This window comes from Pseudomonas paraversuta (genome assembly GCF_904063065.1).
GTDB classification, from domain to species: Bacteria; Pseudomonadota; Gammaproteobacteria; order Pseudomonadales; family Pseudomonadaceae; genus Aquipseudomonas; species Aquipseudomonas paraversuta.
In genome coordinates this window covers 486,515-512,667 of record NZ_CAJFCL010000002.1, presented here as the reverse complement: position 1 = coordinate 512,667, position 26,153 = coordinate 486,515, and the positions used below count along the sequence as shown (strand labels likewise).

The window sequence follows — 26,153 nt, the reverse complement described above, 5'->3', positions numbered from 1 at the left end:
CAAAACAGGTGCAAGACACCGAGGAGGCAGCATGGCCTATCACCACAGTGCTGTGGGCGATGAAGAAGATACGTCCGCCGGTATTCCGCGCCGGTACGCCTGGATAGTGTTTGCTCTGACGTTTGGCTTGTTGATTTCCGATTACATGTCACGCCAGGTCCTCAACGCGGTATTCCCGACCTTGAAACAGGAGTGGGCACTGAGTGACGGGCAACTGGGTCTGCTCAGTGGCATTGTCGCCTTGATGGTCGGTCTGCTGACGTTCCCCCTGTCATTGATGGCCGACCGCTTCGGTCGCGTTAGAAGTCTGGCGCTGATGGCCTTGCTGTGGAGCCTCGCCACCCTGGGTTGCGCCCTGGCAGAAAACTATCAGCACATGCTGATTGCGCGCTTCATGGTGGGTGTCGGGGAGGCGGCCTACGGCAGCGTCGGTATCGCCGTAGTGGTATCGGTGTTTCCCAAAACCATGCGTGCAACCCTGGCCAGCGCCTTTATGGCAGGCGGGCTGTTTGGATCCGTACTGGGCATTGCCCTGGGCGGGGCGATTGCCGCGAAACTGGGCTGGCGCTGGTCATTCGCCAGCATGGCGTTATTTGGCCTGATACTGGCGGCTCTATATCCGCTCATCGTCAAGGAGTCGCGGATTTCCCCGCAACGCCTGAACCGCACACGCAGCAAGACTCCGACGGCGCTCAAAAATTCGTTACGCACCTTGTACAGCACCCGCTCTGTGATTGGCGCTTACATCGGCAGTGGCTTGCAGATTTTTGTTTCCGGCACCCTGATCGTGTGGATGCCCAGCTACCTCAACCGTTATTACGCAATGGGCGAGGCCCGGGCAGGCAGTGTGGCAGCGATCATGGTGCTGTGTTGCGGAGCCGGAGCCGTCATGTGCGGGATGCTCAGTGATCGCCTGTGCCGTCAGTCACCGCTGCGCAAAATCGAAATATCCATTGTTTACTGCCTGAGCAGTTGCCTGTTGCTCTCGGTGGCATTGTTGCTACCTCCAGGCCCCGTGCAATTACTGTTGATCGGTATGGGCATGCTGGTGGTTGCGGGTACCAACGGTACAGCCGCAGCCATGGTGGCGAACCTGACCCATTACTCGGTACACGGCACCGCATTCGCCACTCTGACGCTGGTCAACAACCTGCTGGGCCTGGCCCCGGGGCCACTGATCACCGGCCGGGTCTCGGACATTATCGGCCTGCATGCAGCCTTGCAGTGGGTACCACTGATGAGTGTTGCGGCAGCGGCAGTCTTCTTCTACACCCGCCATCACTATCTCAATGATGTCGCCCGTTCAAAGGAGGAGCAGGTCGCTCAAGCGCCCGGCAAATCCCCGTGTGAGGTCTTATCGTGAGCGCCACTTTGCGTATCGATGTGTTCTTCGACTTTATTTGCCCCTGGTGCCTGATTGGCAAGCGTCATCTGGAGCGCGCCCTTGACCTGCTGCGAATCAGGCGTCCGGATGTGCAGCAGGAGCTTGCCTGGCATGGCGTGCAGTTATTGCCGCACCTGCCGCCACAGGGCGTGCCATTTGCCGAGTTTTACCGCCAGCGCCTGGGCAGCGCCGAAGCTGTACGCATGCGTCAGGCACAGGTACAACAGGCTGCGGCCGATGCCGGGCTGAGCCTTGATCTGAGCGGTATCGACGTCATGCCCAATACAGCCACTGCCCATCGCCTGTTGCAGCATGCCTCGGCACTGGGTGGAGCTGCCCGGCGCAATGCCTTGCTGGAAAAACTCTTCGATGCCTATTTCCATGACGGCAAAAACCTCGCAGATCCGGCCGTCCTGCTGGCCATGGCGCAGGAGTGTGGCTATCCGCAAGACGCTTTGGCCGACTGCCTGAGCGCTGATACGGCGCCCCTGGACGATAACGGCATGCCTGCCAGAGGTGTGCCGTACTTCATCTTCAACCGGCGCATCGAGGTCAGTGGTGCGCAGCCGCCGCAGCTATTGTTGCAGGCCATGGAGCAAGCCCTTGAGCAGGACACAAACAGGAGATCAAGCCTATGAGCCGGCGCATAGCGGTACCTGCGCAAAAGGTCCCGGCACTTGATAAGCGGGCGCTGTTCGAGGCCGAAGGCAACAGCCTGGCGTTGTTCAATGTCGCGGGCCAGCTCTATGCCATAGACGACAGTTGTCCGCACCAGGGGGCATCTCTGTGTGCCGGCCGCCTGGAGGGCCGAGTCATTCAGTGTTGTGCCCATGGCCTGCGCTTTGATCTGAGCAGCGGCTACCTGCTCAATACCACCGGCCTGAAAGTCCCCAACTACCCGGTGGAAGTGGTTAACGGCCAGGTATATGTGGTGATGGCCGGGGAGGGCGCAGCATGAGTGTGGTTGCCCTCACTGCGGCGCACAGCCGCGTGCGTGAACTGGCCCCCGGTTTTATCGTCAGCCTGATTGTGGCTGCAGCAGCAAGTTTTCTCTCCGAACACTACGGTGCCCCGGTGATGCTGTTCGCACTGTTGCTGGGTATGGCGTTGAATTTTCTAGCGGCGGACAGCATCTGCAAGCCTGGTATCGAGTTCACCGCGCGGACGGTGTTGCGCATAGGCGTAGCGCTGTTAGGGATGCGCATTACGCTGGAGCAGATCGTCGCCATGGGCTGGAAACCGGTGGCGCTGGTGGTGACCCTGGTGGTGGTGACCATCCTGGTGTCGGTAGTCGCCGCCAAAGCCATGGGCTTTCAACGCTTGTTCGGCATGCTCACCGGCGGGGCCACTGCGATTTGCGGGGCTTCGGCAGCACTGGCGCTGGCCGCGGCTTTGCCTAACCATCCGCAGAAGGAGCGGGCAACGCTGTTCACTGTAATTGGTGTGTCAGCCCTGTCGACCATGGCCATGATCGTCTATCCGATGATTGCCAACTGGCTTGAGCTGTCGCCCCAGATGGCCGGTGTTTTCCTTGGCGCCACCATTCACGATGTGGCTCAAGTGGTGGGTGCCGGCTACAGCATGTCGACCGAGACCGGCGATACCGCCACCGTGGTCAAGCTGATGCGCGTAGCCATGCTGCTGCCGGTGATTGTGTGCGCAGCCATGATTACCCGCATGCAGGGAGCCGATCCCACCGGCAAACGGCCGCCACTGCTGCCCTGGTTTGCCGTGGGCTTCCTGATACTGGCCTGTATCAACAGTACCGGCTGGGTGGTCCCCGCAGTGCAGAACTTCACCAACGAATTGTCCCGTTGGAGTCTGGTGGTGGCCATCAGTGCCCTGGGTATGAAAACTCAGCTCAAGGAACTGGCCGCAGTGGGGATCAAACCCATTTTACTGATGCTGGGGGAAACCATATTCCTCGTCATCCTGGTGCTGGTACTGATGCACTGGGGCATGTAAACCGTTACGCAATTGCTCCTTTTACGGTCGCGGCTAATTACCGGCGGCCGTTTTTTTATTGCATGGCGGTGTTGGCAGCAAACCCGTCGCTGGCGGGCCCTCAGTGATCTTTACGCGGCGCAATCATGCGTTCACTGCGCCAGACGGCCGGCGGCTGGCCGAACTGCGAAATGAACCAGCGGGTGAAAGAACTGGGCATGGAGTAACCGAGCATGTCGGTAATGCGTCCCAGGGAATAGCCGGGGTTCTCCAGGTAGCGAATCACCAGGTCGCGACGCACGATATTGATCAGCTCGCTGAAACTGGCGCCGTCTTCTTCCAGGCGGCGTTGCAGGGTGCGTACGTTCATACCCTGGCTTTGAGCAATTTGCTCAATGGTGGCGCGGCCCATGGGCAGCAGCAGGTAGATGGATTTGCGGACGTCAAATGCCAGCGAGTGATTGCTTTTGCCCTGTAGCGAGTCCAGGTAGCGCTGCGCGTGGCGAGCCATGGCCTCATTGGCCAGAGGGTTGGCAGTGTCAAGGTCGGTGGCGGGGCAAATGATGCCGTTGAACTCACAACCGAACTCCACTTTGCAGCCGAAGATACGCCGGTGCACGGTCAGATCTTCGGGGGCTTCATGGGTGAAGCAGACATTTATCGGGTGCCAGTGCGCGCCAAGCAGGGCCGCGCAAAAACGATACATCACAGCGATGGCCAGTTCGATGGACTGACGGTTACCGGCAGCCACCTCGGTGATCAGTTCCTCGCGAATGATCACCGTCTTGCCGCTTTCCTCAATGAAAATTGCCAGTGAGTCATTGAGCAGGTGCCGGTACTGCACAATCACTTTCAAGGCGTCGCGCAGACTGTTCTGAAGATTGAGCAGCAGGCTCACTTCACCAAAATCCGACAGCTGCCGTAACTCGGCCATGCGCAGGCCAAGGGTTTGGCAACCACTCATTTGCGCTGAGTGCTCCAGCAGACTGACCACCGAACTTGCCGGGATGCGTTGCTTGGGATCGTTGAGAATCGAAGGGCTCAATCCGGCTTGGGCCAGCAGCGCATTGACGTTCAAGCGCAGATGACGGGTCACTTCCAGATAGTTGGTCAGTGCTGCGGATCGGGCTAGAACGGTCATGGGGTGTCTGGCTTCCATTTGCTGACAAATGAGGTCTCGCTACAACGACTGGCTGCCATTTATAGAGGTTTGGTCGTGGAATGAAAAGCGCCTGCGGGTAAAACTCCGGGTTTGATTCCGGGCCCTGTCATCAAAAGAGAAGTGACTGACGCCAAATGTGAAGCGTTGGCAGAAGGCGAAATTTACTGTGCTTCTGGCAAGGGTTCGACGCGTTGGCGAACTGTCCGATGGCTTGTTCAAGGGTGAAAAGAACCATGAGTGAAACCACGATTCTGATTGTTCCGGGCTTGCGTGATCACGTGCCCCAGCACTGGCAGACGTTACTGGCTGCGCGACTGGACAAGGTCCGTTCAGTACCGCCTCTGGAAGACAACAAGCTCAGTCTGGCGGCTCGTGTAGATGCGATTGAGCGTGAGCTTGAGGCGATCAGCGGCCCGGTGATCCTGGTCGCCCACAGCGCCGGTGTACTGATGGTCGCGCATTGGGCGGCCCTCAGTAAGCGCCCGATCAAGGGCGCATTGCTGGCCGCACCGCCAGACCTTGAGGCCGTCTGGCCACTGGGCTATCCAACCTCGCAAAGCCTGCGGGCCAATGGCTGGGACCCTCTGCCAAAAGGCCGGTTGGGGTTCCCCTCGATTGTTGTTGGCAGCACCAATGATCACCTTGCAAGTCTGCCGGCCGTGACCCGCATGGCCCGACAGTGGGGCAGCGAGCTGGTCAATCTCGGGGCTGTCGGCCATCTCAATCCAGCTTCCGGTTACGGCCTGTGGCCACAGGCCGAAGAGTTTATCCGCACGCTGGACCGCTGATCGAATTACCGCAAAACCGCCTGAAGTCTGCTCCCATCACCGCCAGGACCGGGGTGTGAGCCGTTGTTAAAACCAAAAACAAAAACAAAAAAAAACGGAGACAACGTAATGCACAACACCACAGGTCAAAGCCGCCCGAGTCGCAGCGTACTGACCACTGCCATCCTGCTTGCCTCAATGCCTTGTGCCTATGCTTTCGAACTCACCGATGGTAGCGAAGACTGGGCCGTGCGCTTCGACAACACCCTCAAAGCCAGCTATGGCCAGCGCGTCGAAGGTCAGAACTCGAAGATTGCCGGCACCTCCAACCTCAACGACGGCGACAAGAACTTTGGCGTCGGCAGTGCGGTGAGTCAGCGAGTCGATCTGCTAAGTGAACTGGATGTGGTCTACCAGGGAAAAATGGGCTTTAGGGTCAGCGCCGCAAGCTGGTATGACCATGCTTACGACCATGTCGGTTCAAACTCCAACCCTTTCCCGGGACAAGCGGGCAACGCAGGCAATCTGGTAGCGGCCCGCGCTGCAAACGGTGGCCTGATTCAGCCGGGTGACTCGCTCAATGGACATTCGGCCAGCAGACACGGGCTGAGCAACTATACCGATCGTTATTACAACGGCCCCTCGGGGGAAATCCTCGATGCCTTTGTGTTCTACAGCACTGAAATCGGCGACGAATCGATGCTCAGCGCCAAGCTTGGCAAACACAACGTGTACTGGGGCGAGACCCTGTTCAACGCGGCCAACGGCATCAACTACGGCCAGTCGGCACTGGACATCGCCAAGCTGTATAACGTGCCGGGCACTGAAACCAAAGAATTGTTCCTGCCGCGCAACCAGTTGTCAGTGTCGTTTACGGTCAACCCGGAGCTGACCCTGGGCGCCCAATACTTCCTCGAATTCCAGAACTCCCGCCTGCCCGAAGGCGGCACCTACATGGGCGGCTACGACATGCTGGGGGAGGGCGCGGATGTATTCTGGCTGCCCTTGCCGACCCTGCTGGACGGCTCCGGGGCCTATTACGCGGCGCCACGCGGGCATGATGTAAAACCGCGAAATTCCGGCGACTTCGGTCTGATGGCCAAGTGGAGCCCGCAATGGCTGGACGGCACCCTGGGCTTTTACTACCGCAACACCTCGGACCCGATGCCGGCGGTGCTGATCAATGCACCCAACCTGCACCAGCCGGGTTTGGCGGGCCTGCAAGGCGTCGAGTACATGACAGCCTATGCCGATGACATTGATATCTACGGCATCAGCCTGTCGAAAAGTGTAGGGCCGGTCAGCGTCGGCCTTGACTTGAACTACCGCGAAAACATGCCCCTGGTGAGTAACTTCAGCACGGTCAACTCAACCCTGGATACCCAGGCAGGTGAGGGCCTGATCAACGGCGCCAACATTATCGGCGCCATGCCGGGCAATGGCGAAACCGGGCTGGCCCGAGGCAAGACCTTCCACGTGGTACTCAATGGCCTGGTGACTTTTGGCAAGACAGCGCTCTGGGATGCCTCCTCACTGGCAGTTGAAGGTTCCTTGACCCACCTGGTCAGCGTCGACAAAGGCAAGCAGACATTCAAGGGCGACTCCAGCTACAGGGGCGTCGACAAGGTTGACACCAACGCTTACACCATCGCGGCCAACTTCGCCCCGACCTGGTTCCAGGTCTTCCCGGGTGTCGATATGTCCATGCCGGTTTCCTACAACGTGGGCCTCAAAGGCAACTCTGCGGTGCAGTTGGGTGGCAACGAAGATGCCGGCAGCTACTCGATCGGCGTCGCGGCAGACATCTACCAGAAGTACAAACTCGACCTGAAATACGTCGACTCCTTTGGCCCTTTCGATACCTGCGAAAGCGGGTTTGATAACAACACCCCGGGGGCCAACGGTCTGTACCAGTGCATCCCCGGACAGATCACCTCTCAAGCTGGCCTGTCGCCTTTGCTCAAGGATCGCGGGATGGTCACTGCCTCGTTCAAAGCCACATTCTGACTGACGCTCGAATTATAAAAACAAGTGGAGAGAATTCAGATGAAATTTCTAAGTACTGTGCTCGCAGCTTCTCTGGCCGCCATCATTGCCGGCCAGGCTCAAGCCGGCGTATCGGCGCAAGAGGCCGCAAAACTGGGCACCAGCCTGACGGGAGTGGGCGGCGAAATGGCAGGCAATGCCGATGGTTCGATCCCGGCCTACAAGGGCGGTCTGACCGTCCCCCCTGCCAGCTTCAAAGCCGGTGACAGCATGCGCCCGGACCCCTTTGCCGATGAGAAACCGCTGCTGGTCATCGATGGCAAAAACGTGGATCAGTACAAGGGAATGCTGACCGCTACCACTGTGGAGCTGGCCAGGCGCTACCCGACGTACCGGATCGATGTGTATCCGACCCACCGTACCGTATCGCTGCCTGCGCCGGTGCTGGCCAATACCCTGAAAAACGCCACCGATGCCAAGAGCCTCAACGACGGCCTGGCCATTGATAACGTGCTGCCCGGGGTACCGTTCCCGATTCCGCATTCGGGCAGCGAGGCCATGTGGAACCACCTGTTGCGCTACCTGGGTACCAATCTGAACACCAAGTATGACTCCTGGAACGTTGACGCTGCGGGGGTGCCTACACTGTCCACCACGGCGCTGGCATTCATGAACTATCCGATCTACGAAAACATGTCAAAGCCGGTTGCCAGTACCGACATTTTTTACCAGATGAAGCTGTATTACACCGGCCCTGCGCGTCGTGCGGGTGAAGCCATCATGCTCAGGGATTCTGCCGACCCGTTGACCCAGCCACGCAAGGCCTGGCAGTACCTGCCGGGTCAGCGGCGGGTAAAGCTGGCCCCTGATCTTGCCTATGACACGCCGAACCCCGGCACCGCCGGCGCCAACACCTACGACGATACCTTCGTCTTTATGGGCGCCCTGGACCGTTACGACTGGAAGCTGGTGGGCAAGCAGGAACTGATCGTGCCCTATAACACCTACAAGCTGACCTATGCCAAGGAAGCCGGGCCGCTCACGACCGCCAACCACATTGCCCCGGATTATGTGCGCTGGGAGAAACACCGGGTCTGGGTGGTGGAAGCCACGCTCAAGCCCGGCGCCCGCCACATCTATCACAAACGCCGCTTTTACCTGGATGAAGACAGCTGGATCGCTTTGGCCTCCGACCAATATGACTCCAGCGGCAAGCTCTACCGGGGTGCCTTCACCTTCCTCAGCCAGAGCTACGACAAACAGACCCCGGATACCTCGCCTTTCATGATTTATGACCTGGTCGGGGGCAACTACAACATCAACGGTATCGTCGGCCCGTACGGCGGCATCAAGTACACCAACCCGCTCTCGAAAGTGCAGTGGGCGCCGGACGCCCTGGCCGGGGCCGGGATTCGCTAGGCAGCCGCTCAAAGAAATCCGGGGCCCCAAGGCTGTAGTGCCCCGCCAGAGTGACTTCAAGAACGCTGTGTATCTTGAGTTTCCGGCTCCGACAGCGCAGGCACCCAGGTGCTCGCGCTGTTGTTTTCATGGAAGGTGCGGTATGGGTTTGCTTAAAAAGTTCGAACTGGCGCTGCTGTTGCCACTGCTGGCGCTGGTGCCCGGTGGCGCGTATGCCGCCAGTTATGTGGATGTTCTGGACCTGCCATCGGCACCCAGCGCGTTGTCCGTACGCAGCCCGCTGGTGGGTATCACCCGTGCAGGTGAGCGTCTGGTGAGCGTGGGACAGCGTGGCCATATTCTTTATTCCGATGATGCTGGCAAGCAATGGACCCAGGCCAGCGTGCCCCTGAGCAGTGATCTGAGTGCGGTGTATTTTCCATCTGCGACACAGGGCTGGGCGGTGGGTAACGATGGTGTCGTGCTGCACAGCAGTGACGCTGGGGTCACCTGGCGCAAGCAATTGGACGGGCGCCAGATCGGTGACTTGCTGATCAAGCATTACACCGCTCTGACCATAGCCGAGCCCGGCAATGAGCAATGGCCATTACTGGTTGCAGAAGGTCAGCGTCTGGCGGCAGAAGGCGCCGACAAACCGCTGCTCGATGTGTGGTTCGCCAACGACAGGCTGGGTTATGTGGTCGGCGTGTTCAACCTGATCCTGCGTACCGAAGACGGAGGCCGCAGCTGGACCCCTTTTCAGGACCGCACCGACAACCCCCAGGGCTTTCACCTCAACGCCATAGCGTCCACCGGCGACGCGCTGTACATCGCCGGTGAGCAGGGGCTGGTGCTGAAATGGGATGAAACCGCGCAGCGTTTCGCGGCCATCCACACACCCTATCAGGGCAGTTTTTTCGGGGTTATCGGCAAACCCGGCGAGGTCATCGTCTACGGCCTGCGGGGCAATGTGTTGCGCAGCAGCGATGGCGGCGCGCACTGGAGTCCGCTCAGCAGTGGCCTGCAAGTCAGCATTACAGCCGCCGTCGTCAATCCCCAGGGGCAGTACGAACTGTTCACCCAGGCCGGGCACGCGTTGCTCAGTCAGGCCGACAGCCCGCGATTACACCTGTTGGCGCAGCAGGACATAGCCCCCGTGGCCGGAGCCACCCTGGCTGCCAATGGCTCGCTGGTGGTAGTGGGTAGCCGTGGTGCACAGGCACTGGCCGGCGAATAAGCCATAGAACAATTAGAGCGAGTACCCAGACATGGGCAATATCAAGCAAGACACCATGCCGGTGATCCGCGATCTGCGGGACTTCGACCGCCACTCCGGCAACCTGTTGGAGCGGCTGGTGTTCAACTACCGCCCACTGTTCATGCTACTGATGGCACTGGTCACCGTGCTCCTGGGTTATATGGCGTTGACGCGCCTGGAACTGCGACCCAGTTTCGAAAAAATGATTCCTCAGAGCCAGCCGTACATCCAGAACTACCTGGCAAACCGCCAGTCGTTACGCGGGCTGGGGAACTCGGTACGGGTGGTGGTGGAGAACACCCGGGGCGACATTTTCGATCCCGGTTACCTTGAAGTCCTCAAACAGGTCAACGACCAGCTGTTCATCACTGAAGGTGTTGACCGGGCCTGGATGAAGTCGTTATGGAGCCCCGGTGTACGCTGGACCGAAGTCACCGAGGAAGGCTTTCAGGGCGGCCCGGTGATGCCCGGCACTTATCAAGGCTCGCCCGCAGACATCGCACAACTGCGCCAGAACATCAGCCGGGCCGGGATCGTCGGCAGTCTGGTGGCCAGTGACTACAAATCCAGCATGTTGATCGTACCGCTGCTGGACAAGACCTCCGCCACGGGCAAGGGCGTCAACTATCAGCAATTCTCGCGTTTGCTTGAAGAACAACTGCGGGACAAGATCGAATTCGCCGGTGACAGCGCTGCACGCAAGGCCGGGGAGGAGGGCAAAGGCCAGTACAAGGTGCGGGTCATAGGGTTCGCCAAGCTGATGGGCGATCTGATCGACGGCTTGATTCAGGTCATGATGTTTTTCGGGCTGGCGGTGGTCACTTCCCTGATCATCATCTACCTCTACACCCGCTGTGTTCGCAGCACCTTGCTGGTGGTGGGCTGCTCGCTGATTGCAGTGGTCTGGCAGCTGGGCATTATTGCCTGGCTGGGCTATGCCATTGATCCCTACTCGGTGCTGGTGCCTTTCCTGATCTTCGCCATCGGCGTGTCCCATGCGGCACAGAAAATGAACGGCATCATGCAGGACATCGCCCGCGGCACACACAAATTGATTGCCGCCCGCTATACCTTTCGCCGTCTGTTCATTGCCGGTGTTACAGCCCTGCTGGCCGATGCAGTGGGCTTCGCCGTGCTGATGCTGATCGATATTCCGGTGATACAGGACCTGGCAATCACTGCCAGCATCGGGGTCGCAGTCCTGATATTTACTTCTTTGCTGTTAATGCCCGTCGCGCTGTCTTATATCGGTGTGGGCCGTAAAGCCGCCGAGCGGGCCCTTGAAATCGAAACCCGGGCCACCGGCCATAAAGGCTTCGGCAAAATGTGGGACCTGCTGGACCGCTTCACCACTGGCAAGTGGGCAACCGGTGCGGTGCTGGTGGCACTGCTTATGGGGGGCATTGGTTTTGTGGTCAGCCTGCAACTGAAAATAGGCGACCTTGACAGCGGTGCCCCGGAGCTGCGCGCAGACTCGCGCTACAACCTCGACAACGCCTACATCACCCGCCATTACGCGCTGTCCAGCGATCTGTTTGCGGTCATGATAAAAACCGCCCCGGAAGGTTGCCTGAACTACCAGACACTGATTCTTGCCGATCGTCTGGCATGGGAGCTGCAGCAGTCCCCAGGGGTACAGGCCACCTCTTCGCTGGTAAACGCCGTACGCCAGATCACTGCCGGTTCCTATGAAGGCAATCCCAAGCTCAACAGCATCCAGCGCAACCAGGACGTGCTCAACTATGCCGCCCAGCAGGCTTCGGTGAATTCCCCGGAGTTGTTCAACACCGATTGTTCGCTGATGCCCGTGATCGCTTTTCTCAAAGACCACAAGGCCGAGACCCTGGACGCCGTCGTGGCCATTGCCGACAAATTCGCCAGGGAAAACAGCACCCCGCAGCGTCAGTTCCTGCTGGCAGCCGGTACTGCCGGCATAGAAGCGGCGACCAATATCGTGGTGCGCGAAGCCAACCGCACCATGCTGCTTTATGTCTACGCCGCGGTGACCCTGTTCTGCCTGATCACCTTCCGCAGTTGGCGGGCCACGCTGGTGGCCTTGCTGCCGCTGGTGCTGACCTCAATCCTCTGCGAAGCGTTGATGGTGGTCATGGGCATCGGGGTGAAGGTTGCCACCTTGCCGGTGATTGCCTTGGGTGTGGGGATCGGCGTGGATTACGCGCTGTACTTGCTCAGCGTGCAGCTGCATCACCAGCGTCAGGGCCTGTCACTGTCCGATGCCTACCGTAAAGCGGTGTCATTCACCGGCCGGGTCGTGGGGCTGGTGGGCATCACCCTGGCGGCAGGGGTGGTGAGCTGGGTCTGGTCACCGATCAAATTCCAGGCAGACATGGGCATCCTGCTGACCTTCATGTTCCTGTGGAACATGCTTGGCGCGCTGATTCTCATTCCTGCCCTGTCGTACTTCCTGTTGCGCGGTCCTGCGCTGAGTCGTCGCACTGCCCCCGACGAGCCGGCGGTACACCTCAGCGAGACCGACAACCCCAAAAAACAGGGCATGCGTCGTGCCCTGTCACTGACTGAGTAAGCCAACCATGTCTGACTACAAAGCTCCCCTGCGCGACATGCGCTTCGTGCTCAATGAGGTTTTCCAGGTGTCCCGGTTGTGGGACCGACTGCCCGGCATGTCCGGGGTCGTGGATGAAGAGACCGCTGCCGCCATCCTGGAAGAGGCGGGTAAGATCAGCGCCGGGATCATCGCCCCGCTGCGCCAGAAAGGGGATGAGCAAGGCTGCGCCTGGAACAATGGCGCAGTGCAGGCGCCCGAGGGGTTTCAGGCGGCCTATCAGACTTTCGCTGAAGGTGGCTGGGTCGGTCTGGGCGGCGACCCGCGTTACGGCGGCATGGGCATGCCCAAGGCCATCAGTGCCCAGGTTGAAGAAATGGTCAACGCGGCCAACCTGTCGTTCGGTCTCTACCCGATGCTCACCGCCGGCGCCTGCCTGTCACTCAATGCCCATGCCAGCGAAGCGCTGAAAGAAAAGTACCTGCCCAACATGTATGCCGGCCTCTGGAGCGGCTCCATGTGCTTGACCGAGGCCCATGCCGGCACCGATCTGGGCCTGTTGCGTACCAGAGCCGAGCCCCGGGACGATGGCAGTTATGCCATCAGCGGCAGCAAGATTTTCATCACCAGCGGTGAGCACGACCTGACCGAGAACATCATTCACCTGGTACTGGCCAGAGTGCCGGATGCACCCGCCGGGCCAAAAGGCATTTCACTGTTTCTGGTGCCCAAGATACTGGTCAATGCCGACGGGACGCTGGGCGAGCGCAACTCACTGTCTTGCGGCTCCATCGAACACAAGATGGGCATCAAGGCGTCCGCGACCTGCGTGATGAACTTCGACCAGGCGACCGGCTGGCTGGTCGATGCGCCCAACAAAGGGCTGGCGGCGATGTTCACCATGATGAATTACGAGCGGCTGGGTGTCGGCATTCAAGGCCTGGCGCAGGGCGAACGCTCTTATCAAAGTGCCATCGACTATGCCCGTGAGCGCCTGCAAAGCCGCGCCCCGACGGGCGCACAGAATAGCCAAAAGGCCGCCGATCCAATTATCGTGCACCCGGATGTGCGACGCATGCTGCTGACCATGAAGGCCCTGAACGAAGGCGGACGAGCCTTCTCCAGTTATGTGGCCCTGCAACTGGACACCGCCAAATACAGTCAGGACCCGCCCGCCCGGCTGCGAGCAGAACAACTGGTGTCATTGCTGACTCCGGTTGCCAAGGCGTTTCTCACCGACATGGGCCTGGAAGCCACTCTGCACGGGCAGATGATTTTCGGCGGCCATGGCTATATCCGCGAGTGGGGCCAGGAGCAACTTGTACGTGACGTGCGGATCACCCAGATCTACGAAGGCACCAATGGCATTCAGGCGCTGGACCTGACAGGACGCAAGATTGTCGGCAGTGGCGGGGCACTGTACCGGCTGTTTGCCGATGAAATTCGCCAGTTCAGCGCAACCGCCAGTGCTGAACTGGCCGAGTTCACCAAGCCGCTCAACGCGGCCGTGGACAACCTCGACGAGCTGACCGCCTGGTTACTGGACCGGGCCCGGAACAACCCGAATGAAGTGGGCGCGGCCTCAGTCGAATACCTGCAAGTGTTCGGCTACACCGCCTACGCCTACCTGTGGGCGCGTATGGCCCAGGTGGCCCTGGAAAAACACACCGAAGATGATTTTTACGCCAGCAAGCTGGGCACCGCACGTTTTTACTTTGCCCGCCTGCTGCCACGCATTGAATCACTGAGTTCATCGGTCAAGTCGGGCAGCGAAAGTCTCTATCTGCTGGATGCCGTGCAGTTCTGAGGCACGTCTAAATAAAGAATCAGGAATTTCCATAATGCTTAAAACAAAAATAATTCCACCAGCAGATGGCGCCTATACCTACCCGCTATTGATCAAGCGCCTGCTACTGTCGGGCGCTCGCTATGAGCCGGGCAATGAAATCGTCTACGCCGACAAACTGCGTTACAGCTACAAGACCCTGAACCAGCGTATCCACCGACTGGCCAACGCCCTGACCGCTGCCGGAGTCAAGGCCGGGGATACGGTCGCCATGCTTGACTGGGATAGCCACCGCTACCTGGAATGTTTTTTTGCGGTGCCCATGATTGGCGCAGTGCTGCACACGGTCAACATTCGCCTTTCTCCGGATCAGGTGCTCTACACCATGAATCACGCCGAGGACGACCTGGTGCTGGTGCATGATGATTTCTTGCCCTTGATTGAGCAGATCCAACCCGCTCTGACCAGGGTCAAAGGCTTTATCCGCCTCACTGACGACCAGCCTCGGCGCACCGACCTGCCGCTGTTGGGCGAATATGAAAGCCTGCTGGCGCAGGCGGCTACCGATTACGATTTCCCCGACTTTGACGAAAATTCGGTGGCGACGATTTTCTACACCACGGGCACCACAGGTGCCCCTAAAGGTGTGTATTTCACCCATCGTCAGTTGGTGCTGCATACCTTGAATGCCGTGGGAGCCATGGGCAGTTACCAGAGCTTGCCGCTGGTACGTTCCGATGACGTTTATATGCCGATCACGCCGATGTTCCACGTGCATGCCTGGGGGGTGCCTTATGTGGCGACGCTGATGGGGATCAAGCAGGTGTACCCCGGCCGTTACGAACCCAACAGTCTGGTCAGGCTGTTCCGGGAAGAAAAGGTCACGTTCTCCCATTGCGTGCCCACAGTTCTACAAATGATCCTGAGTTGCGAGGAGGCGGTTAATACCCGCTTTGACAGCTGGAAAATGCTTCTGGGTGGCAGCGCCCTGACCCTGGCAATCGCCAGCCAGGCGAGCGCCAAAGGCATTCAGGTACACAGCGGGTACGGTATGTCAGAAACCTGCCCGATGCTCTGCACCAGCTACCTGAACGCAGCAGAAATTGAGCACTCCACGCAAACCCGACTCAGCCAGCGCATTAAAACCGGAATGCCGATACCGATGGTCGACCTGAAGATCATCGATGGCAGCGGTCATGCCGTTGCCCACAATGGAGAGTCTTTGGGCGAAATCGTGGTACGTGCACCCTGGCTGACCCAGGGCTATTTGAAGGAACCTGAAAAAGGCGCCGAACTGTGGCAGGACGGCTGGCTGCACACCGGCGACCTGGCCTCCATCGACCCCCAGGGCCGGGTGGAAATCAAAGACCGGATCAAGGATGTGATTAAAACCGGCGGCGAGTGGATCAGTTCCCTGGATCTGGAGAACCTGATCAGTGAACACGCGTCAGTGATAGCGGTGGCCGTGGTGGGTGTAGCGGATGAGCAGTGGGGCGAACGGCCGATGGCCCTGGTGGTATGCGAGCCCGGGCAGTACGTCGATCAACCCATGCTTGAGGTCCACCTGCAGCAGTTCGTGGCCTGTGGCCGCATCAACAAATGGGCGATACCCAAACAGTTCGACTTTGTGGTTGAAATTCCCAAGACCAGTGTGGGCAAGATCAACAAAAAGCTGATCCGCGAAAGCCTGTTGACCTGACGCAAAAAGCCCCTGTGCCACGGCGCAGGGGCTTTACCTTGGCGGGGGGCAGATGCTCGCCATCTACGGCAATCACCGCCCCCGGCTCCTTGTTGCAGTTTGGCTCAGATCACTTCAACCCGGGTTTTACCCGCGGCAACCAGACGCTCCAACAGCGGCGCCGGCTGGAACCACATCTGCCCATAAGCGCCCAGGCTCTGGCGATAGTGGCGGATTCCCTCAAGCACCACATCCAGACCAAGGGTCCGGGCATAGTGCAAGGGGCCGCCTCGCCAGGCCGGAAAGCCATAGCCGTTGATCCATACCAGATCGATATCACCGCTGCGTTGCGCGATACCTTCATCCAGCAGCGCAATCCCTTCGTTGATAAGCATGAACATGCAGCGATCATGGATTTCCTGATTGCTGATGACACGCCGGGTGATCCCCAGGCCCCAGGCGATATTTTCAGCCAGAGCAGTCAACTCCGGATTCTCCACAGGTTCTCGGCCCTGATAGAGGTAGAAGCCACAGGCGGTTTTTTGCCCGTAGTGCCCCAGGTCATACAGCGCGTCGGCGATTTTGCAGTAGCCCGGGTCCTGCCGGATCTGCTCGCGCCGAGCCTCGCGGATCAGGTAGCTGACGTCGATCCCGGCCAGGTCATGCATGGCCAGCACCCCCATGGCCAGCCCCAGATCAGTCAGCACCTTGTCTATCTGGGCTACGGTTGCGCCTTCCAGCAGCAGGCGATGGGCTTCCCGGGAGTAGGGCTCGAGCATGCGGTTGCCAATAAAGCCAAAGCACACCCCGGACACCACCGGGATTTTGCCGATACGGGCGGCGATGCTCAGCGTGGTTGCCAGGGTATCGGCTGCGGTGGCTTGCCCGCGAACCACTTCAAGCAGACGCATGACATTCGCCGGGCTGAAGAAGTGCAGGCCAATCACGTCTTGCGGGCGTCGAGTGACCGCAGCGATGGCATCCACGTCCAGGGTCGAGGTGTTACTGGCCAGGATTGCCCCCGGTTTGCACACTTCGTCCAGGGTGCGGAAGACCTGCTGCTTGATGGCCAGGCTTTCGAATACCGCTTCGATGACCAGGTCAGCATCACTGATCTCGGCATAGTCGAGGGTGCCGTGCAGCAGTTCCATGCGCTGTTCCAGTTGCGCCTCGGTCAGTTTTCCGCGTTTGACGCCAGTCTGATAATTAGTGCGAATCAGCCGTAAGCCGTGCTCCAGCGCCTCAGCCTTGAGCTCCAGCAAAGCGACCGGAATTCCGGCGTTGGCAAAACACATGGCAATCCCGCCGCCCATGGTACCTGCGCCAATGATCGCTACCCGGTGAACGGGACGAATCGGCGTCTGCAGGTTTACCCCGGGCTGTGTGCCGAGGTCGCCCTCGGCAGCATGAACGTGGCGCAAAGCCTCGGACTGGCTTGATCCCTCGAGCTGCCGGAACAGCCCGGCCTCGAACGCCAACCCTTCGGCCAGCGGTAAATTGCAGGCGGCTTCAAGGGCCGCCAGCGCCTGTTGCGGGGCTGGCTGACCTTGCCAGCGATGCTTATTGGCGCTGCGGTATTGCTGGAAATAATGCGCAGGCAGTTCGCTGGCCGGGTCGGGCCATGGCGGTGACGGTTGGGCAGGTGCCTGGGCCGCAAGCAGTTCATGGGCCCATTCACTGGCCTCAGCGAGCAAGGTCTCGGGGCTTTGGGCCAGGCGATCGAGCAGACCGGCTTGCAGTGCATGCCGAGCATTGACGGGCCGCCCGTAGAGGATCATTTCCAGAGCTTGCACAGCGCCTACCAGGCGCGGCAAACGCTGAGTACCACCGGCACCGGGAATCAACCCCAGGTTGATTTGCGGCAGGGCGAAACGGGCACCCGGCTCACTGATGCGATAGCCACAGGCAAGTGCCAGTTCCAGGCTGCCCCCCAGCGCCATGCCACTGATTGCGGCAATCAGCGGCTTGTTCAATTGCGTCATGCGCAGCAGTACATCGCCCAGGGAGGGGCTGGCGAATGGCGCCAGAGTACCGGACTCATTGATATCCGCCCCCGCACCAAAGGGCACGCCGTGACCGTAGACAATGATTGCCCGTACCTCCCCGTCGGCCACTGCACGCTCGATGGCCTGCAGCAGTTCGCTGCGCAGCCTCTGGCCTAGGGCATTGACGGGGGCATGGGCCAGGCCGATCAGGGCCAGTTGCCGGTCTACCTGAAAGTGGATCAGGGCACTCATGGCGCCTCCTTTGAAGACAAAGAGGCAACGTCATGCAAGGTGCTCATATCGATCACGAAACGGTATTTCACATCGTTGCTCTGCAAGCGCTCAAAAGCGCTGTTGATGTCCTGCATGGCAATCATTTCGCAGTCGGGCAGGACCTGATGTTCGGCGCAGAAATCCAGCAATTCCTGAATCGCCTGAATTCCGCCGATCAGCGAGCCCACCAGACTGCGGTTATTGCGTATCAGCAAGCCGCCATGAATGGGCTCCAGCGGTTCTATGGCGCCCACCAGCACCAGCACCCCGTTGCGTCCCAGCAGCATCAGGTAGGGGTTGACGTCGTGCCGGCGAGGAATGGTGTCGATGATGAATTCAAATGAATTGGCCGCTTTGGCCATCCCTGGCGTATCACTGGAGAGCAGCACCTGCCTGGCGCCCAGGGCGCGGGCGTCATCCGCCTTGCCGGCCGAGGTGGTAATCACGGTGACATCGGCGCCCAGGGCTGTGGCCAGTTTTACGGCCATATGCCCCAGCCCGCCAAGCCCGACCACCGCAACCTTCGACCCTTTGCCCACGCCGTAGCGGCGCATAGGGTTCCAGACGGTGATGCCCGCGCACAACAAAGGGGCTGCGTAGCGCGGATCAAGATTTTCCGGCATGCGCAGCACAAACGGCTCACGAACCACAATATGTTCGGCATAGCCGCCATAGGTGATCTCGCCGGTCTGCCGGTCTTTGCCGTTATAGGTGGTCGTAGGGCCGTGGACACAGAGTTGTTCTTGATGCTCGGCGCAGGGTGCGCACTGCAGGCAACTGTCAACCTGACAACCGACAGCCACCCGGTCACCGACTTTGAAGCGGCTCACCTTGGGGCCTGTGTCTGTGACATAGCCCACAATTTCGTGGCCCGGCACGCAGGGATAAACCGTGTTGTTCCAGTCGTTGTGAACCTGATGAGCATCGGAGTGGCACACACCGCAAAAAGCGATCGCGATGGCAATGTCATCATCGCGCAAGGCCCGCCGCTGGAAGCGAAACGGGGTAAGAGCGCAATGTGCATCCAGAGCAGCAAAACCCAGGCAAGTAGTCATGGCAATGTCCTGTGAAAATCGACAGGCCCCCACAGCCTTGACTGTGGAGGCTGTGGTGGTTAGATCGAGGGGCGTAGCCAGGGAGCCGGGCTGGTTTGCGGTGAAGCAATCTGGTTGACGATCCACTTGCCCATTCGCCGCAGCGGCTCGATGGCATCCTGGGGACCGGCCCATTTGAGCCCTGCGGCGTAGCCCAGCGAGACAATTCGCTGGGCACCATACAAGGGCAATATGTCCTTGAGCTCGTCCTTGATACTTTCCGGGTAGACGCCAACAGTCTGGGTATAGGCATCCACCGCTTCGAGCATTTCGCTCAGCTCGTCAACGGGCACCAGATTGGCTGTGCGATCGTCCAGACGTGCAGCAAAGGACACCGGCTCCGCCAGCTGGGAACAGATCACCGAACCTTCGCCGTCCTTTCCGCCAATCACTTGATACCAGTCATCACTCAGGCGCAGTGCATCGACTTCGGCCTTGAGGCCCGGGTCGTAACTTTTGGGCGCGGTACTGATGGTATTGGGCAGGGTCTGCATGGCGTCGTAAACATAGCGGCCGAAGGTGTTCAACTGCGCCAGGCCGGCCTCATCGGTACCGCTCTGTACATAGACCACGCGGGCGCACACACAGGCCTTCTGGTTTAGCGCGCCAATGTCGCAGGCCAGGCGCACGGCGGCCTCACGCATGCTTTGCTCACTGTCGAAAGTGGCCTTGCCGATGATGCTGGCGCTGCGTTTGGGATCCAGGGAAATCAGTTCAAGACCCGGCTGGATATAGCGCGTGACATGCTTCATTGAGGCAAAACCGCCCCACGCGACGATTTTTTCCAGGTTCTGAGGCTGATAAAGACGCTCCTCAAAAGCCTGATCGCCACCTTTCCAGTACGCGACACTCAAGTGCCTGGTCAGCGGATGGTCAGGCGCCATGTCGACCATGGTGCGGGCGATGGCCAATGCCGTGAACGGATCATTGGAAGGCGCTTTGATGATCGCATCGCTGCGCAACACCATATTGCGGATGATGGTCAGCAGCGATAGCCCGGTCGCATTGCCCGCGACGATATGCAGGGTGCGGGCGCCGAAGCAGCGTACTTCCAGCTCGGTGCCGTCGATCAAGCGCTGCCTGACCCAGCCTTCAAGGTATTTGATGCCCACGGACAGCTCGACCTGCTCGGTGATCGCTTCTCGAGTGAGCATATGGCGCAGTCCCATATAGCTGCTTTTGACCATTGTCGGGGTCACCGGTGCGGTCAGGTAAGACAGCTCGCAGGCTTCCTGCAGGTAGGGATTGGTGTCGAACTCCAGGCGTTCACCGAGGGCCTGGGCGTACTCCAGGATATCTTCGAATGTGAGGCTGTACAGGTCGGCCAGTCTGGCCGGATTGCCCAGCGGCAACTGGTCGATGTAGCAGTGTGCATCAGGGGTGCGAAAAATCAGATCACCGCCCCGGCCACCCACGTCGATCAGGTTGTCGGTGATGATCTGACCGCGAATGATCATTGGCGCAACAGGCTTGTTCATGGGGTTAGCCCTCCAGGGTATTGAGAAAGTCCATCGCCTGGCGATGAGAGTCTTCTGTGGCGGCACAGGTGATCTTGTCGTCGCCGCCAGTCAGTTCGCTGTATCGCTGAATGGCCCCGACCACGTAGTAGCTGGGTCGGCCGCACGCGCAGGGTTGGTCCCACTCGATGGTGATCTCGTCGCCGGTGATAAAACCGCCCCAGCGGATCTCCGCGCCGAGGTCAAAGAACGCCGCGCGGCCGGTTACGCGGCCATGGCGGGGCAGTGGCCGGCTGGTTTGCGGGTCAAGCAGGTAAGGGATGACCGTGGGGGCAAAGGGGAAGTGCCCGGCTTCACAGCGCGGGTGGGCGCCGCCGACGACTTCGGACATTGCATAGGACTCATTGATCCGCCGGGCCCCGGTGAACCGCAGCACGTCATCGCGCCACCCTTCGGGTTGCACCACGCCCTTGCCCCCCCCCGAGGTATGGATAAATGAATCAGGGTCGAACACAGCTTCAAGGCCACGCTCCAGGCCTGCTTTGGCCATGCTGTGCAACAGGTTCCAGGTTGCAGCGATGTATACCCGCTTGCCCCGGAGTTCAGTGGACATCTGATCAAAAAAAGCCGCCAGGTGCTGAGGCATTTCGGCCTGCAACTGGTCAAAGGCCTGCTTCTTGGCCTGCAGTTGCGGGCTGATTTCCAGACGATCAAGGGTGCCCTTGGACTGTGCTGCACGCAGCCTGGCGCCAAGATGAAGCACATCGCTACTGAGGGTGGCCGGGTATGCCGCATGAAACCTTGATTCGTGCCCCAGCAACGCTGGAATCATCGCTTCGTGGACCCGCACATGGCTCAGGTAGCCCTTGCGGTAGTACGGGTAAATGGTGTGCAGGTCGGGCAGGGGCGTATCGGGCCCCTGCATGTTGTGCACATTCATTTTGCGTAGCTGGGCAAATTTCTCCCATTCACGCACGGCGTGGGGCAGGAACGAGAGGGTCCCGGACGTACCGGAAGTGTGGCTGATGCGCAGTTGCGGCACGGCCTCGTCCATGACTTCGAACCAGTCGTCCAGCCCCTCACAGCCACTGACGTTGACCGCCGCAATGGCCTGGGCAAGCTCTGAGGTGACGAGCTTGCCCAGCCACTTGTTGATTTGGCCAAAGTTACGTTTTTCCAGGAGCGACGGCGGGTACGACTTGTACACGGTGTGCTCGAACAACAGAGGAACCACGTCATTGATGTGCAAGACATGATTCACGCCTTCGCCATCGGCGAGCTTCTTGAGGACCGATATCCGGTCGCGAAGCATTGCAAAGCGCTGCTTTAACCCGCACAGCTGAATCGCGTCGATTTCGGCGCGGGGGAGCATGTCCCAGGCCTGTTGGGAATAGGCGGTCAACTCTGCCGGACTGTTAAGCAATAGCCGGGTTTTTTGTTCTATCGACAGCTGTGAAGTAGGCATGATCTGGCTCGCTACTCGACTCGTAAACCGGCAATGCCGGAGGAGGATGTGGCTCAAGTATGGGCAGACTGGATGGGCTTTTGTTCCGTATACAGGCGATCGATATATCGACCTAACTAGCTGATATAAAACATGAAAAAACTATTCATCGAGGTGCTTTCCAGGACTGATTCCGGATTCCCGGCGAAGACTGTTTTTGCCCGCTGTGCAGTGGCCCGGCTGCAATACACTGGGTTTTCCCCACGCTCGGGTGAGGGCATTTGCCCCTGAGTGATGTGCTTTGCAAGCAACAACAAAAACTGGACGCAACACACCTATTTGTGAGGCCTTTATGTTGAAAATGGTATTTCAGACCACCGCTTCAATGATCATCGAGCGGGGCGCCGCAACTCGGCTCGCCGAGCATGTACAGGCCATGGGCTGCACATCGGTACTGGTGGTGACCGATGCCGGGGTTATCGCGGCACGCTTGCTGGATGCAGTGCTCGCCAGCTTCGAGAACAGCCCCGTCGCCGTCAGGGTATTTTCCCAGGTACAGGCCGACCCGCCGGAGTCGGTGATTCAGATTGCTGTTGACGTGGCCAAAGCCTGTGCTGCTGATTGTGTGCTGGGGCTGGGGGGAGGGAGTTCGCTGGATGTCGCCAAACTGGTGGCACTGCTGGCCTGCAGCGGTGAGCGCCTGGCCCAGGTCTATGGCATTAACCAGGCCAAAGGCCCGCGCTTGCCGTTGATTCTGGTGCCCACCACGACAGGGACGGGCTCGGAGGTGACCCCGGTATCGGTGGTGACCACCGGCGAAGGTCAGAAAAACGTGGTGTATTCGCCGCTGCTGCTGCCTGACCTGGCGATACTGGACGCCGAACTGACCCTTGGCCTGCCGCCCCATGTCACTGCCGCCACCGGCATTGATGCCATGGTCCACGCCGTCGAGGCCTACACCAGCAAGGATCTGAAAAACCCGATCTCCGACTGCCTGGCTCGCGAAGCCCTGCGTTTGTTGTCCACCAGCCTGTTCAAGGCCTGCCAGGACGGCAGCAATCTGCAAGCGCGGGAAAATATGCTGCTCGGCGCATGCCTGGCAGGCATGGCGTTCGCCAACTCACCGGTGGCGGCAGTGCACGCCCTGGCCTATCCCCTTGGCGCACATTTTCATGTGCCCCACGGGCTTTCCAATGCGCTGGTGCTGGGGCCGGTGATGCGCTTCAACCTTGAGGCGGTCGCACCTTTGTATGCGCAACTGGCCGATATTGTGCTGCCCGGCCTCAGTGGCAGTGACAGGGAAAAAGCCATGGCACTGGCCGACTACCTGGGGGCGTTGGCCGGTGAGTTGGGGCTGGCGACCCGCCTGCGCGACCTGGGCATTACCGAGTCTGATATCGAGTTGCTGGTGACTGATGCCATGAAGCAGACCCGCCTGCTGGGCAATAATCCCCGGCCCGTCCGTGAGCAAGACGTACGCGCGATTTACAGGAGCATTCTGTGAGCAACAAGATCGAACGTGCGCGCCGCGAAGAGTTTCGCCGGTTTACCCAGATGCCTACACGCTGGGGCGACCATGACTCCTATGGGCATGTAAACAATGTGGTCTATTACTCTTACTGTGAGTCGGCAATCACGGCCTATCTGGTGGAGCAAGGCACTCTGGACATCGCCCACAGTCCCGTCGTCGGGCTGATTGTCAATTCAGGCTGCACGTACTTCTCATCCCTGTGTTTTCCCGACCGGATCAGTGTCGGAATGAAAATATCGCGGCTGGGCAACAGCAGTGCGCGATACGAACTGGGCCTGTTTCGCAACGACGAACCGCTGGCCTGTGCAGCAGCCCATATCGTCTATGTCTACGTCGATCGGGCCAGCAATACCCCTGTAACCATTCCACCGACGGTACGTGCAGTACTCGCACGACTCACTGACTAAAGGAGCCGGCTCGTACATACTCCAGCTTGCTGCCTGGCGGGACTGACCCGCCAGGCAGCATTCCGGAGAAACAACGCATGATCAAACCAAGCCGAAACGGTCAGGGCATACAGGTAGAAATACCGGCGCAACCACGCAAGGAGCCGCGCCAGCCCCGTTCTATTGCACTGGTGAGTGCGGTAAAACAGACCGGGCGCCAGATTCTTGAAAACGAAGGCCGCGAAGCCTTGAGTGCCATGCGTCTCGCAGCGGATTCGGGCGTGGCAATCAGCTCTATCTATGAGTATTTCCCGACGATCGATGCACTGATCGCAGCGATTTTTGACGATTACCGGTCTGAGGCGCGCACTGCGCTGTTCAGCGACATCATGGCGCTGCCAGCGCAAAGCACATTGCGCGACGGCATTTTGCTGGCCTTGCGAGTCGTGATGGCCGCCCACGTCAAGAAAAACCAGTTCGACCCGGCGTTCAGCGTGCGCTCAACCCATTACGAAGAACTGGTGCGACTGGATGTGGTCAAGGACAAACCGCTGTGGACCAGCACCGCGAGTTCGGCGTTGATGCAACGGTTCGCCAGCGAGATCCGGGTCAAGGACCCGCAAAAGGCTGAGTTCCTGGTTTATCAGACGCTGTCTGCACTGCCCAGGGCCATGCTGCTGGAAAGACCGGGCTACCTGGTGGAGGAAGACTCCCCCGAATTGATTGCAAGCATGCTGCATGCTCTGTTGACCCATGGGCAGACCTGAATCGATGCGCCTGGCTCAGGGCTTTTGAGCCAGTGACCGGATGCGACCAGGTATCGATCCTCAGGGCTGTGCCACTGGCACAGCCGCATCCCTTTTTGCACCTCAATCAGTAACAGGAACTGGTCTAGGATCAACTGCTCTTGCAAACGCCTTTGAGGATCGATGATGAATTACCGTTATCTGGGCCGCAGCGCCCTGAAAGTATCGCCTTTGTGCCTGGGCGCCATGATGTTCGGCGGCGAGACCGATGAGGCTACCAGCAAGCGCATCATCGACAAGGCGGGCGCCGCAGGCATCAACTTCATCGATACCGCGGATGCTTACCACGCCGGGCGTTCCGAAGAAGTGGTCGGCCGTTCCATTGCAGCGCAGCGCGACAACTGGGTGGTGGCCACCAAGTTCGGTTACCCGTCGTCGGCTGACGCGGGCCCGAATCAACAGGGGCAGTCGCGCAAATGGATCATGCAGAGTGTCGAGGCCAGCCTCAAACGCCTGGGCACCGACTATATCGACATTCTGTATTTCCACCGCACCTTGAGTGATGCGCCGATGGAAGAGGGATTGCGCGCAATCGACGATCTGATTCGCCAGGGCAAGATCCGCTATTACGGGGTTTCCAATTTCCACGGCTGGAAAATCGCCGAGATGGTTCGCCTCGCTGATTCGTTGGGCATCCAGCGGCCGAGCGTCAGCCAGCCGTTGTACAACATCGTCAATCGTATTGCCGAGGTTGAGCAACTGCCTGTTGCAGGCAATTACGGCATCGGGGTTGTGCCTTACAGCCCCCTTGCACGGGGCGTGCTCAGCGGTAAATACCCGGTGGACGCGCCGCCACCGGCGGATACCAGGGCAGGGCGCGGTGACAAGCGGATCCAGCAGACTGAATGGCGTCCCGAGTCGTTGAAAATTGCCCAGACCATTGCCCGGCATGCGGCCGATCGCGGCACTACTTCAGTCGCCTTTGCTATTGCCTGGGTGCTGAAAAACACATTGATCAGCGCAGCGATTGCAGGCCCCCGGACAGATGCGCACTGGGACGGCTATATGCAGGCTTTAGGGCTGGAACTGGGGCCGGATGACGAGAAACTGGTGGATAGCCTGGTGGTGCCGGGTCATGCCTCGACCCACGGCTTTACCGATCCGGCCTACCCGGTTGAAGGGCGCAAAGTGAGCTGAGCTTGAACAACGCAGCAGGTTTACCTTCGGGCGCTGGCCACAAATCGGGTTAGAGTGTTCATCAATGCCTGTTTATCGGGCCCTCAACCCTGTTCGCAGCTGGCAGCTCCAGCTGCGCTCAGGGCGAAAAACAAACCGTCTTTCAATCGATAT

Annotated in this window: 20 protein-coding genes; 15 read left to right on the top strand and 5 right to left on the bottom strand. The window is 59.5% G+C overall.

Annotated features, from left to right (window positions below):
• Positions 1–31 precede the first annotated feature (31 nt).
• The 4 genes from JQ845_RS05450 to JQ845_RS05435 are packed head-to-tail and all read left to right on the top strand — an operon-like array spanning position 32 to position 3,349.
• Positions 32–1,363: an MFS transporter gene (locus tag JQ845_RS05450; RefSeq protein WP_003445548.1), complete on the top strand. Its 1,332-nt coding sequence runs from the start codon at positions 32–34 to the stop codon at positions 1,361–1,363.
• Complete coding sequence (locus JQ845_RS05445; RefSeq protein WP_203008712.1) at positions 1,360–2,022, top strand: DsbA family oxidoreductase; 663 nt, start codon at positions 1,360–1,362, stop codon at positions 2,020–2,022. The genes JQ845_RS05450 and JQ845_RS05445 overlap by 4 nt, the downstream gene beginning before the upstream one ends.
• Positions 2,019–2,342, top strand: coding sequence for a Rieske (2Fe-2S) protein (locus JQ845_RS05440; protein WP_202210729.1), 324 nt, complete (start codon positions 2,019–2,021; stop codon positions 2,340–2,342). Before JQ845_RS05445 ends, JQ845_RS05440 begins: the two co-directional genes overlap by 4 nt.
• Positions 2,339–3,349, top strand: coding sequence for a YeiH family protein (locus JQ845_RS05435; protein WP_003445553.1), 1,011 nt, complete (start codon positions 2,339–2,341; stop codon positions 3,347–3,349). The genes JQ845_RS05440 and JQ845_RS05435 overlap by 4 nt, the downstream gene beginning before the upstream one ends.
• A 100-nt stretch (positions 3,350–3,449) precedes the next feature.
• Here JQ845_RS05435 and JQ845_RS05430 read toward each other — a convergent pair whose 3' ends face one another.
• Positions 3,450–4,469 carry an AraC family transcriptional regulator gene (locus JQ845_RS05430; protein WP_003445555.1) on the bottom strand — a complete coding sequence of 340 codons (1,020 nt, stop codon included), beginning with the start codon at positions 4,467–4,469 and terminating at the stop codon, positions 3,450–3,452.
• 254 nt (positions 4,470–4,723) lie between these two features.
• On the opposite strand from JQ845_RS05430, the gene JQ845_RS05425 reads away from it, so the two are divergent.
• From JQ845_RS05425 to JQ845_RS05395, 7 genes are all read left to right on the top strand, one after another.
• Positions 4,724–5,278: an RBBP9/YdeN family alpha/beta hydrolase gene (locus tag JQ845_RS05425; protein WP_010656499.1), complete on the top strand. Its 555-nt coding sequence runs from the start codon at positions 4,724–4,726 to the stop codon at positions 5,276–5,278.
• Between the two features lie 108 nt (positions 5,279–5,386).
• Positions 5,387–7,264 carry a DUF1302 domain-containing protein gene (locus JQ845_RS05420; protein ID WP_003445558.1) on the top strand — a complete coding sequence of 626 codons (1,878 nt, stop codon included), beginning with the start codon at positions 5,387–5,389 and terminating at the stop codon, positions 7,262–7,264.
• 39 nt (positions 7,265–7,303) lie between these two features.
• Positions 7,304–8,662: a DUF1329 domain-containing protein gene (locus JQ845_RS05415; RefSeq protein ID WP_003445560.1), complete on the top strand. Its 1,359-nt coding sequence runs from the start codon at positions 7,304–7,306 to the stop codon at positions 8,660–8,662.
• Positions 8,663–8,804: 142 nt separating this feature from the next.
• Positions 8,805–9,878, top strand: coding sequence for a WD40/YVTN/BNR-like repeat-containing protein (locus JQ845_RS05410; protein WP_203008711.1), 1,074 nt, complete (start codon positions 8,805–8,807; stop codon positions 9,876–9,878).
• Positions 9,879–9,909: 31 nt separating this feature from the next.
• Positions 9,910–12,444: an efflux RND transporter permease subunit gene (locus tag JQ845_RS05405; RefSeq protein ID WP_127195393.1), complete on the top strand. Its 2,535-nt coding sequence runs from the start codon at positions 9,910–9,912 to the stop codon at positions 12,442–12,444.
• Between the two features lie 7 nt (positions 12,445–12,451).
• Positions 12,452–14,230: an acyl-CoA dehydrogenase C-terminal domain-containing protein gene (locus JQ845_RS05400; protein WP_203008709.1), complete on the top strand. Its 1,779-nt coding sequence runs from the start codon at positions 12,452–12,454 to the stop codon at positions 14,228–14,230.
• 34 nt (positions 14,231–14,264) lie between these two features.
• Positions 14,265–15,908, top strand: coding sequence for a fatty acid--CoA ligase (locus JQ845_RS05395; protein WP_010656494.1), 1,644 nt, complete (start codon positions 14,265–14,267; stop codon positions 15,906–15,908).
• 104 nt (positions 15,909–16,012) lie between these two features.
• Here JQ845_RS05395 and JQ845_RS05390 read toward each other — a convergent pair whose 3' ends face one another.
• Genes JQ845_RS05390 through JQ845_RS05375 form a run of 4 tightly spaced genes read right to left on the bottom strand, consistent with a single transcriptional unit; the run spans position 16,013 to position 22,161 of the window.
• Positions 16,013–18,124, bottom strand: a complete 2,112-nt coding sequence (locus JQ845_RS05390; protein WP_203008707.1) for a 3-hydroxyacyl-CoA dehydrogenase NAD-binding domain-containing protein — start codon at positions 18,122–18,124, stop codon at positions 16,013–16,015.
• Positions 18,121–19,200: an NAD(P)-dependent alcohol dehydrogenase gene (locus tag JQ845_RS05385; protein WP_003445571.1), complete on the bottom strand. Its 1,080-nt coding sequence runs from the start codon at positions 19,198–19,200 to the stop codon at positions 18,121–18,123. The genes JQ845_RS05390 and JQ845_RS05385 overlap by 4 nt, the downstream gene beginning before the upstream one ends.
• Positions 19,201–19,259: 59 nt before the next feature.
• Positions 19,260–20,717 (bottom strand): acyl-CoA reductase, encoded by a 1,458-nt coding sequence (locus JQ845_RS05380; protein WP_161718695.1) that lies wholly within the window; start codon positions 20,715–20,717, stop codon positions 19,260–19,262.
• Positions 20,718–20,721: 4 nt separating this feature from the next.
• Entirely contained in the window at positions 20,722–22,161 is a 1,440-nt protein-coding gene (locus JQ845_RS05375) for a phenylacetate--CoA ligase family protein (protein ID WP_203008705.1), read from the bottom strand.
• A gap of 331 nt (positions 22,162–22,492) precedes the next feature.
• On the opposite strand from JQ845_RS05375, the gene JQ845_RS05370 reads away from it, so the two are divergent.
• The 4 genes from JQ845_RS05370 (at position 22,493) to JQ845_RS05355 (ending at position 26,000) form a co-directional block, all read left to right on the top strand.
• Complete coding sequence (locus tag JQ845_RS05370) at positions 22,493–23,644, top strand: iron-containing alcohol dehydrogenase (protein WP_203008703.1); 1,152 nt, start codon at positions 22,493–22,495, stop codon at positions 23,642–23,644.
• Entirely contained in the window at positions 23,641–24,078 is a 438-nt protein-coding gene (locus JQ845_RS05365) for an acyl-CoA thioesterase (protein ID WP_203008701.1), read from the top strand. The genes JQ845_RS05370 and JQ845_RS05365 overlap by 4 nt, the downstream gene beginning before the upstream one ends.
• A gap of 77 nt (positions 24,079–24,155) precedes the next feature.
• Positions 24,156–24,824 (top strand): TetR/AcrR family transcriptional regulator, encoded by a 669-nt coding sequence (locus JQ845_RS05360; RefSeq protein ID WP_161718701.1) that lies wholly within the window; start codon positions 24,156–24,158, stop codon positions 24,822–24,824.
• A 165-nt stretch (positions 24,825–24,989) separates the two neighbouring features.
• Positions 24,990–26,000, top strand: a complete 1,011-nt coding sequence (locus JQ845_RS05355; RefSeq protein ID WP_203008699.1) for an aldo/keto reductase — start codon at positions 24,990–24,992, stop codon at positions 25,998–26,000.
• The last annotated feature ends 153 nt before the right edge of the window (positions 26,001–26,153 follow it).

Coding starts and splice junctions, on each gene's coding strand:
- JQ845_RS05450 (WP_003445548.1), top strand. CDS start 32: ATGGCCTATCACCACAGTGCTGTGGGCGATGAAGAAGATACGTCCGCC.
- JQ845_RS05440 (WP_202210729.1), top strand. CDS start 2,019: ATGAGCCGGCGCATAGCGGTACCTGCGCAAAAGGTCCCGGCACTTGAT.
- JQ845_RS05435 (WP_003445553.1), top strand. CDS start 2,339: ATGAGTGTGGTTGCCCTCACTGCGGCGCACAGCCGCGTGCGTGAACTG.
- JQ845_RS05430 (WP_003445555.1), bottom strand. CDS start 4,469: ATGACCGTTCTAGCCCGATCCGCAGCACTGACCAACTATCTGGAAGTG.
- JQ845_RS05425 (WP_010656499.1), top strand. CDS start 4,724: ATGAGTGAAACCACGATTCTGATTGTTCCGGGCTTGCGTGATCACGTG.
- JQ845_RS05420 (WP_003445558.1), top strand. CDS start 5,387: ATGCACAACACCACAGGTCAAAGCCGCCCGAGTCGCAGCGTACTGACC.
- JQ845_RS05415 (WP_003445560.1), top strand. CDS start 7,304: ATGAAATTTCTAAGTACTGTGCTCGCAGCTTCTCTGGCCGCCATCATT.
- JQ845_RS05410 (WP_203008711.1), top strand. CDS start 8,805: ATGGGTTTGCTTAAAAAGTTCGAACTGGCGCTGCTGTTGCCACTGCTG.
- JQ845_RS05405 (WP_127195393.1), top strand. CDS start 9,910: ATGGGCAATATCAAGCAAGACACCATGCCGGTGATCCGCGATCTGCGG.
- JQ845_RS05400 (WP_203008709.1), top strand. CDS start 12,452: ATGTCTGACTACAAAGCTCCCCTGCGCGACATGCGCTTCGTGCTCAAT.
- JQ845_RS05395 (WP_010656494.1), top strand. CDS start 14,265: ATGCTTAAAACAAAAATAATTCCACCAGCAGATGGCGCCTATACCTAC.
- JQ845_RS05390 (WP_203008707.1), bottom strand. CDS start 18,124: ATGAGTGCCCTGATCCACTTTCAGGTAGACCGGCAACTGGCCCTGATC.
- JQ845_RS05385 (WP_003445571.1), bottom strand. CDS start 19,200: ATGACTACTTGCCTGGGTTTTGCTGCTCTGGATGCACATTGCGCTCTT.
- JQ845_RS05380 (WP_161718695.1), bottom strand. CDS start 20,717: ATGAACAAGCCTGTTGCGCCAATGATCATTCGCGGTCAGATCATCACC.
- JQ845_RS05375 (WP_203008705.1), bottom strand. CDS start 22,161: ATGCCTACTTCACAGCTGTCGATAGAACAAAAAACCCGGCTATTGCTT.
- JQ845_RS05370 (WP_203008703.1), top strand. CDS start 22,493: ATGTTGAAAATGGTATTTCAGACCACCGCTTCAATGATCATCGAGCGG.
- JQ845_RS05360 (WP_161718701.1), top strand. CDS start 24,156: ATGATCAAACCAAGCCGAAACGGTCAGGGCATACAGGTAGAAATACCG.
- JQ845_RS05355 (WP_203008699.1), top strand. CDS start 24,990: ATGAATTACCGTTATCTGGGCCGCAGCGCCCTGAAAGTATCGCCTTTG.